Here is a 9,695-nt window from a genome sequence, read left to right as displayed (position 1 = left end):
ACTTCAACGAGAAGCCGGATATACGGACGCAAACCATTTTAGTCAAAACAGCATGTTTACTCTTGCAATAATGGGGGAGACCATATACAGGCCCTAGCTTTCTGGCACTGAGCAATAAGTCCTGCAAACTCGCTGGCATCCCTATCTAGCTCTGAACTCGCGATAAAAATATCATACCCAAGGCGCTTTCTTAGCTCTACCATACGATGTGCCAGCATAGCTTTAATGCCTTTAATGATGGTCCCGTCTTCCATAACGTACTGCTTATCGTCAAACATAGATTGCTCATAACAGCTTCCAGAGGCGCAATTCTCATCTGTGTTCTGCATTAGCAATGGCCGCTGCTCCATTAACAAGTGCGTTGCAAGCCGTGGTGAAATCGTATTGAGGAAATCCGTGTAACTTTTGATTTTGAAACCGATGGTTTCAAGGGGAATATGCTCCAGCCCATGGCGAACACGGGGGCAATCTGCGCGCAGCAGGTTGTCCCAATGAATGCGCCAACTGCCCAGACGGTGGCGATAAGTGATATAGTCTTTGGCTATTTCCAAACTATAGTCGGGCTCACGAATTTTGAAGTACCCTACGAGCAAGCACACTAACGCGGCACTGGTGATAAAAATCCCCGCTAAGAACAGCCAATCGGGAAGAAAGGCTAACCACAGTGCCGCAACACACAAACCGATACAGCCCAGCACCAGGCTGGTAATACCGTTACTTTTCGAGGCTGCTCGGATATAGATTGGTTCGACACTAGTACCAGACATAAAAATACACCACCAACATGATTACGGCCCAAACGATATAAAGTCTCATGCGTTTACACTTCACGCAGTCGGTTTGCCACCAACGCAAAAGAGGATTTGATTTTCGCATACGCTAAGTAAGCCAAATTTATACGTGGGTTAAAAAGGGATAGTTTAACCGTAAAATTATGCCAATGTGTGATTTCTATAACGGTATCGTTGAAAAGCAGCCACTATAGTTGGCGTAAAGACTAACGACAAGATTACCGAGAATCCTACTCCACCAGCCAGCACCACGGCCAACGGCGGTCAAAAGCTACCTTCACTGAACAATAGCAAGGGAATCAATCCACCTACCGTCGTGAAAGTAGTCGATAAAATATGGCGGCTACAGCTCATGGTTTCTTCAACAATGGCTTTCGTGTCTCCCTGCTTTGCTTTGGGGTTCGCGTTGATAGCGGCAATGACCACTATCGATCCGTTGATTGCTACGCCAATAAGGCCAGCACAACCTAGCAGCGGATTAAACCCAACCGGCAATCCAGATATCCAAAGACTGAACATACCCAGCCCTACAGAAAGTATTGCCACTAATCCGATTACACCCGCCATGCGCAAGCTGGTAAAAGTCAGAATGAGCGTTGTTACCATAAGAACCAACAGCACCGGCGCATAGGTCGCTAATTTACCTAATGCTTGCTGCTGTTCATCAGCGTCTCCCGCTAAATGAATACGATATCCTTCGGGAAGAATTAATCGACTTTCGAGAAGATCTCGCAAATGATTACTTGCATCAATGGCCGGGACACCAGGAAGCAAAAACGCCTGAATACGATTTAGCCTTTCGCCATCAAGGCGCGTAATACTGCTGGTTGCAGGCTGAAGCGTTAAGTTTGTTACAGCAGCAAGTGGCGACCAAGAAATAGCATTGTCTCCTGCAACCGGAATTGGCATGGCGTCTACGCCCGTTACATTTTGTCTATACGCCTCGTCTAGCCTCACGCGTACAGGAATTTCTTCTGTGCTTTCCAAAACAGAACCACCGGTAATACCTGAAAAGTTTATCTGCATTTGATTGGCAAGCTCGGAAAGCGTAAGCCCCAAGTAAGACAGGTTATCGCTGTCCGCGTTTATTTTAAGCTCGGGTTCTCCCATTGAAACGCTGGTTATAGACTGAGAAATGCCGTCGACTTCAGACATTAACATGCGTACTTTGTCGCCTAGGTCATTCAACACATTCAGATCAGGGCCGAAAATCTCTACCTCAACAGGCGCCGCAATAGGCGGACCCTGCCCAAAGGCTCGCACTACAATTTGTACTTCTGGATACGCGCTATCAAGCTCTTGTTGTAGTTTGCCCACTAGCGCAACAGCGTCATCCACTGTATCTGTCGACACCACAGCATTTGCAAAGTAAGGCATGTTGTCACGGGTCATCGTCTGGTTATAGTACACCGATGGGGCAGAGCCCCCGACTAACCAGCTTACTTGTTTCACGCCTTGCTCGCTGCGTATGGCGCTATCGACTTTTTTAACGTAGTTTGTGGTGTTGTCGATGCTACTGCCTTCTTTGGTCCACAGGTACACTTCGAACTGATCTCTGTCTGCACTTGGGAAAAACACATTGGCTAAGCTTTTAGACAGTACAAATCCAGATAAACAAAGCAAAGCAATAATCGGTAACACCAAAATCGGCTGCTTTATCCATCTACCCAATTGTTTTTTGAAAGCCAGACTAAGCTCTGGCGCTTGTAATCCCACTTTCCACCACGCCTTCGATGCTGTTTCATGTTGCGAACTGTTGTCGTGCTTTGGCAAAAATCGGGCAGCGAGGGCTGCAATGATAGTTAAAGAGATAAACAGCGAGCCAATAAGCGCCATCACCACGCTAATGGCAATCGGGCCAACAAAGTCACCAATGTTGCCGTCTAAAAGAAAAATCGGCATAAAGCCTAAAATGGTCGTGAGCGTTGAAGCCAAAAGCGGCACAAATAGATGAGAGACGCTTTTCGCCATAGCGCCTACTCGCGTTAAATTAGGATCTTGTAAATTAATGCGAATTTCATCGGTAATAACAATGGCGTTATCGATTAGTAAACCAATGGCGATGATCATGCCAAAGATAGACATTTGGTGAATTTGCTCGTCGTAAAAACTTAAAGAGAACAAGGCAAAAGCGGCGCATAAGGGAAGTGCCAGGCCCACAATCCACGCAGCACGAAACCCCATGAAAAGTAGAATAACCATCATGACCACGGCGCAGCCCATAAGCAGGTTCATCGATAAGTCAGCAAGGCGAGTGGCAGTATATTCGTTTTGCTCAAATGCAACAGTCGCGGTTAAGGTTCCGCTGAAGTCTTTATTGAACTGTTCCACTACTGCTAATGCATTTTCTGTCCATACATCTGAGCGTAGCGAGGGCTGCATACGCGCTGCTACAAAGATAGACTCTTCACCATTTAAGAATGCCACGTCCTTTCGAGGTGTTGTGAAACTTCTCTCTACAGTCGCAACGTCTTCCACCCGTAAGTAGCGACCTTGCTGGTTCACCAAGGGTATTGAAGCAATCATGTTCACGCCATCTAAGCCATCCCCCACTGTAAAGCGCAAATTGCTTTGCTGGGAGTTAAGCATACCCGCAGGCAATTTGGGGTCAGCGCGGCTTATTAAGTTACTTACTTGCTGTAAGGTAAGACCCGTTGCAGCAAGCTTAATAGGGTCGATGTTGACGCTAATCTCTTCCTGTGGCGCGCCGTATACACGCACAAGCTCAGTGCCGTTAACGTTTCGCAGCCTGTCTGTAAGTTCTTGGGCCAAACGCGCGGTGAGTGTAATAGGGGTATTTTCAAAGTGGTCCGCACGCACAGATAGCAATAAAGTAAACGCAGTCGCGCCGCGCTTTTCATCGAAAACTGGCGCCATTGCACCTTCAGGGAATGACTCAGCGGCAGCGCCAATGGCATCGCGAATTTCACTGAATAGTTGTTCGTTACTTGAATCATTTATCCAGTCTTGCGTCTCTATGAGAATGATGGAGATACCAGCACGCGACGTGGACTTCACTTCCTTTATTTCAAATATTTCTCTAAGCCTGTCTTCAAGCACATCACTAACCAAAGCCTCTACCCGTTCCGCCGACGCGCCTGGGTATTGAGTGATGATCAGTGCGTTTCGCGTATCTATTCGCGGGTCCTCAATACGCGGCAGAGAGCCTAATGCTGACAACCCTGCTGTGACTAGCACCAGAAGACTCAGTATGAGTAAATGCCCTCGTCGGTAAAATAAGGTATACCATGGATAAGATTTATCTGAGCCGAAGTTAAATGACTTCATTAGCGTGCCCCAGCTTGATGTTGACTGGGGATTGATACCATTTGGCCAGGTGCGAGTTTGTGTGTACCTTCGCTTACGTAAACCTCTCCATCTTTAAGCGCTCCGCGCACAAACGCGTTGTTTCCGTCGGTATATACAACTTCCACTACACGGGCTTCAAGGGTGGCGTTTTGCTCGTTTGATAAAACAAATACGCGCCACAAACCGCGCAAGCCGTTGCTTAGCGCGTTAACCGGCAGCCAACTTCCTGTCTCAGAGTGAGAACGAAAGCCAGACAAAATGGCCATGTCACCGGGGCGTACCCGCTCATTACTATTTAATGTCACTAAAATATCAATGGTTCGCGTTTGCACGTTGCGAACAGGTAAGCGTTGCGTAACAGTACCCGCCACATCAATATCCCCGACGCTAACCAGCACCGGCTCATTAAGGTCAAACTGATCCACAACATCGGCAGGTACCGCGAAACGTGCCTGATAATTCTCTATGCCCGTAATTCCAAACACGGGGGTTCCAGCGCTAACTACACTGCCTTCATCAAAAAAGCGTCGATTGACTACGCCATCGAAGGGAGAAATAAGGGTCGTTTTTTCTATTTCTACATTCAGTGATTCAAGGGCGGCCTGCATTTCACTAACTTGTGCCTTAGCGACATTGAGACTTGCCTTGGTTTCGTCTAGTCGCTGCGCTGATTCTAGCTTTTTCTCAACCAACGACGTGGTTCTTTCGCTGTTTACTCTAGCAAGTTCAAGGTCGGCGTTTGCACGCTCAAGTGAGGCTTGAAGCTCACGTTTTCTGGCATTGAGACGCTGAATATCTTGACGGGCTAGAACATCCCCTTTACTTACTACATCGCCCTCTTCAACAAGTAATGTATTGACTTGCCCTGCCATATCGAATGAAAGCGAAGTGGCCCGCGGGGATTCGACAAGCCCAAAAACATTGATTGGAGTTTCAAAGCCCGATTGAATTTTGACTGTTCCAGTGGACACTGCAACCGGAACTCTTGCCTCTGGCGTTTGTGTCGCATTGCCAAGACCTGCTGTCATCAAAAGAATGACCAACGCTGCAGTAAAAACGGCAATAGCGATAATAAGTGAGAGTTTGCCACTTTTAGAAGGCGTCGTTGCAGCAGTCATAACATTTCCTTTAACCAGTTTAGCGTTTGCTCTGGGCTATATTTGCATACTTATTGTGCTATGCTAGTATATAAATACTAGACCGTCCAGTTTGATATTTAAATATTCGTCAATAAAGTGAGAACGAACGTGGCTACCACTCGAAAGCAAGGCCGACCTAAAAGCGAAGAGAAATACCATCTTATATTGCATGCAGCGTCTTGCCTGTTCTTAAAAGAGGGTTTTGCCAACACATCTATGGACACTGTGGCTAAAGCCTCAGGTGTGTCTAAACAAACGGTCTATTCTCATTTCGAAGGAAAAGATGCTCTCTTTCAAGCGGCAATCTCATCGAAATGCAGATCATACCAACTCGACACCCAGCAACTTATCGACGCCACTTCAGGCTCACTCTCACTATTAGAATGTTTACGAAAAGTTGGCTGTCAATTTGTGCGACTATTACAAGATCCTGAAGCCATTGCTATCTTTCGAGTAATTATAGCTGAAGCGGTAAATAGCCCTCATGTGGCAACACTTTTTTATCAGGCTGGCCCAGAAGCTTCCCTATCTACATTGAGTGATGTCATAGAGAAGTTCGGAGAAGGTAGCTTAAGCCGTGATATCGCCCAACAGCTGGCAGTAGATTATTGCGCCCTGCTTAAGGGGGAATATCACACCATGATGCTGTGCGGCATACAGTCTCCGCTTCAAGACGAAGCGATTACAGCCCACGTAAATAGCGCAGCTGAAAAGATCCTTTTACTCTTTACCCATTATACTCAGCAACACAATTAGCCGACATATGCGCACATGCACACTTGCATTTTGATTTTTGGAAAGCCCTTTTCAATAAAACGCCAAACTGAGAAAAACGTAAGGCAAGATTAACGTTGCGCTAATGACTTAACCCCAGCGGTATTATAAACTAGCGCCGTTTTCGTTGATGATTGAGAAGCGCATGTCTGACTTTACCGGTAACCACATTCTTTCGGTTAATCAATTCGATCGCGAGGCCATTGAGAAAGTGTTCTCAGTTGCCAATTCCATGCAACCCTATGCCAAACGACAAAAGCGCACAACCGTGCTAGATGGCGCCATTCTCGGTAACCTTTTCTTTGAGCCAAGTACCCGTACGCGAGTTAGCTTTGGTACCGCATTCAACCTTTTAGGTGGTGAAGTTAGAGAAACCACCGGCATGTCAAGCTCTGCGCTGGCTAAAGGTGAGTCATTGTACGACACAGCCCGTGTGCTGAGCGGCTATTCCGACATTATTGCAATGCGACATCCTGCGGCGGGTTCAGTGGCAGAATTTGCCGAAGGTAGTCGTGTACCTGTTATCAACGGTGGTGATGGTGCAAACGAACACCCAACCCAAGCACTGTTGGACTTGTTCACGATTAAACGTGAACTGGAATACAATGGCCACGGCATTGACGGCTTACACATCGCCATGATTGGTGATTTGCGCTACGGCCGAACAGTACACTCTTTATCTCGCTTGTTATGTTTGTTTAAAAACATTCGCTTTACGCTCATTTCGCCAAAAGAGCTGGCCATGCCTCAGCCCATCATAGACGCCATCGAAAATGCGGGGCACCAGCTTACGATTACCGATACCCTTGAAGGGAATATGGATGCGGACATATGCTATCAAACACGCATTCAGGAAGAGCGCTTTCCTTCTCAAGAAGAAGCCAACAAATACCGAGGTAAGTTCCGCCTTAATCAGTCGATTTACACGAAACACTTTCAGTCGAAGACCGTTATCATGCATCCACTTCCACGAGATTCACGTATGGAAGCCAACGAATTAGATAACGATCTAAACCTCAATCCAAACCTCGCCATTTTTAGACAAACCGACAATGGTGTACTTGTCAGAATGGCATTGTTTGCGCTTACTCTGGGTGTAGAAAACCTTCTCACTAAGTACGAGCGTGACGTTGTTTGGTACAGCAATAAGAGTAAGTAATTACATGCAAAAATCTGAAGCCCTATTTACCCGCGCCCAAAAAACCATTCCTGGTGGCGTAAATTCACCCGTTCGCGCTTTTAAAGCGGTAGGCGGTACACCTCGCTTCATCACGAAAGCTGATGGCGCTTACATGTGGGATGCGGATGGTAAGCAATATATTGACTATATTCAGTCTTGGGGCCCTATGGTTCTAGGTCACAATAACGCCCAAATTCGCGAAGCGGTTATTGAAGCGTCGTATAACGGCCTATCTTTCGGTGCGCCTACCGAAGCTGAAGTGATCATGGCTGAGTTGGTTAGCGAACTGGTTCCATCTATGGAAATGGTACGCATGGTGAACTCTGGTACAGAGGCCACTATGTCAGCTATTCGCCTGGCTCGCGGCTACACGAGCAGAAACAAAATTGTTAAGTTTGAAGGCTGCTACCACGGGCACGCCGACTCTCTGCTAGTTAAAGCGGGCTCAGGGGCGCTAACCCTTGGTGTACCAAGTTCACCAGGTGTTCCAGCAAATGTTGCTGAGCATACGCTTACCGTTGAATACAATAACCTAGACAGCGTAAAAGAAATCTTCGAAGCCCATGGCGATGATATTGCGTGCATTATCGTTGAACCTGTCGCAGGTAACATGAACTGTATCCCTCCTGTGGAAGGCTTCCTTGAAGGACTTCGCGCTATTTGTGACCAATATGGCAGCGTATTGATTTTTGATGAAGTAATGACAGGCTTCCGCGTATCTCGCGGCGGGGCGCAAGAGCGTTATAACATCAAACCAGACCTGACTTGCTTGGGTAAAGTCATTGGCGGCGGCATGCCAGTGGGCTGTTTTGGTGGCCGTCGTGACATTATTACTCACATAGCACCGACAGGGCCAATTTACCAAGCGGGTACGCTTTCTGGTAACCCAGTAGCAATGGCTGCAGGTCTTGCTGCTTTAACGCAAATAAAGCAGCCTGGACTTTACGATTCAATTTTCGAAAATACGCAAACGCTAGTGGATGGTTTCCAAGCCCTTGCTGACAAACACAATATTAGTCTAACTACTAATATTGCCGGCAGTATGTTTGGGATATTCTTTACTGACGTAGAGAAAGTTACGAACTACAAGCAAGCAATTAACTGTAATACCGAGCAATTCAATAAATTCTATCACGGTATGCTAGAGCAAGGCGTTTACTTAGCACCTGCATCTTATGAAGCGGGCTTTGTTTCTAAAGCGCATGACGCTGCAGTCATTGAGCAAACCCTTGCTGCAGCAGATAAAGTGTTCTCAACGCTTTAAGTTAATTCCTTTCTGGTAATTTTTGCACTAATACGCCCACCGTGGCGTATTAGTGCCTCTTCTTCATTGCTTCTCTCATACGTAACGCTTGAATTCCTCGCGGGCTAGATTATTAGCCTTCATTTAAAAGCAGTTTATAGGTGTGGTGTTATCAATGGATTGGCAGTTTGGCGCTATTTGCGCGCTTTTTCTCTACAGTGTCGCTATCACAACTTTGCACGTAAGGCGCAGCCGTCGGTTTGCATACAGAGCTAGCCAATTTAAACGTCGGCGTCATGTCTCCACCACTGTCGCAAAAAACGACGACGAAACGCACTTTCACACAGCTGCCGATGAGGCCCAAAGGCTTACACAAACCTTTCAAAAATTCATTCCAAAGCAGTTTGTGGAGCACATGTCGAATTCTGACGTAGACGCGCTGGGTCTTGGCTATGCGGCTGAAAACGACGTTGCGATTATGTTTTGCGATATCAGAGGCTTTACCGGTTTTTCTGAACGTATTACGCCACAAGAGTTGATGAACTTTCTTAATTCTTATTTCACCAGAATGAACGATCCTATTCATCAAAACCACGGTTTTATTGATAAGTTCATGGGCGACGCCATTATGGCGCTGTTCGATCATCGCGAAGGATCTTCACAACAAAAAGCTATGGATGCGGTTAATGCTGCGCTCGACTTACGCAAAGCGCTGACAATATATAACGGCCATAGAAAGAACAGTAACTACGAACCAATTAATATGGGAATAGGTATCCACTTTGGGCCTGTTATTATGGGTACGGTAGGTTCAGAAGATAGGATGGATACCACCGTCATTGGCGATAGCGTAAACATTGCTTCTCGCTTAGAAGCTTTAACCCCCAAATACGAGGCGGATATTATCGTAAGTGCCCAAGTTCTTCAGACCATAGGGTCTGGCTTCCCAATTAAAACCCGCTTGCTTGACTGGGTAAGAGTGAAAGGACGAAAAGCGCCAATTGAAATATACGAGGTGTTAAGCCACCTTTCAGAGAGTGAGCAGGAAAAGAAGTTGGCGGTTCAGACCAAGATTGCCGCAGGTATCGCATGCCGTATAAATCAGCAGTGGGACGAGGCCATTTCTTTTTTTGAGACCGCTGTCGCTATGAGCCCAAACGATTCGCTAGCGCATCATCACATAGATGTTTGTCGAATTTACAAAAGCGTCGATTTTAAGGAGGATTGGGATGGTGCGCTAGTCTACTAATCCCAATGGC

At 46.6% G+C, this 9,695-nt stretch carries 6 protein-coding genes and 1 pseudogene; 4 read left to right on the top strand and 3 right to left on the bottom strand.

All coding sequences use genetic code 11. The features are described from left to right. Positions 1–56 precede the first annotated feature (56 nt). The 3 genes and pseudogenes from MHM99_RS15000 to MHM99_RS14990 all read right to left on the bottom strand — a co-directional run bounded on the left by MHM99_RS15000 (position 57) and on the right by MHM99_RS14990 (position 5,218). Positions 57–767, bottom strand: a complete 711-nt coding sequence (locus tag MHM99_RS15000; RefSeq protein ID WP_239220017.1) for a DUF2982 domain-containing protein — start codon at positions 765–767, stop codon at positions 57–59. Positions 768–932: 165 nt separating this feature from the next. Beyond that, positions 933–4,079, bottom strand: a pseudogene (locus MHM99_RS14995) (efflux RND transporter permease subunit). Beyond that, positions 4,079–5,218, bottom strand: a complete 1,140-nt coding sequence (locus MHM99_RS14990; RefSeq protein WP_049589089.1) for an efflux RND transporter periplasmic adaptor subunit — start codon at positions 5,216–5,218, stop codon at positions 4,079–4,081. The pseudogene MHM99_RS14995 and the gene MHM99_RS14990 overlap by 1 nt, the downstream one beginning before the upstream one ends. A gap of 129 nt (positions 5,219–5,347) precedes the next feature. Between MHM99_RS14990 and MHM99_RS14985 the strand changes: the two genes are divergently transcribed. The 4 genes from MHM99_RS14985 (at position 5,348) to MHM99_RS14970 (ending at position 9,685) form a co-directional block, all read left to right on the top strand. Then, positions 5,348–5,995, top strand: a complete 648-nt coding sequence (locus MHM99_RS14985) for a TetR/AcrR family transcriptional regulator (RefSeq protein WP_049589088.1) — start codon at positions 5,348–5,350, stop codon at positions 5,993–5,995. A gap of 163 nt (positions 5,996–6,158) precedes the next feature. After that, positions 6,159–7,172, top strand: coding sequence for an aspartate carbamoyltransferase (locus MHM99_RS14980; RefSeq protein ID WP_014948009.1), 1,014 nt, complete (start codon positions 6,159–6,161; stop codon positions 7,170–7,172). A gap of 4 nt (positions 7,173–7,176) precedes the next feature. Beyond that, on the top strand, positions 7,177–8,457 hold the full coding sequence (gene hemL / locus MHM99_RS14975; protein ID WP_014948008.1) for a glutamate-1-semialdehyde 2,1-aminomutase: 1,281 nt from the start codon (positions 7,177–7,179) through the stop codon (positions 8,455–8,457). A 154-nt stretch (positions 8,458–8,611) separates the two neighbouring features. Beyond that, positions 8,612–9,685 (top strand): adenylate/guanylate cyclase domain-containing protein, encoded by a 1,074-nt coding sequence (locus MHM99_RS14970; RefSeq protein WP_039225111.1) that lies wholly within the window; start codon positions 8,612–8,614, stop codon positions 9,683–9,685. Positions 9,686–9,695 lie beyond the last annotated feature (10 nt).

The sequence above is a fragment of the Alteromonas sp. MmMcT2-2 genome, assembly GCF_022348305.1.
Classification (GTDB): domain Bacteria; phylum Pseudomonadota; class Gammaproteobacteria; order Enterobacterales; family Alteromonadaceae; genus Alteromonas; species Alteromonas macleodii.
The sequence above is the reverse complement of the archived record's forward strand: the minus strand, read 5'-3'. Positions and strand labels throughout refer to the sequence as shown.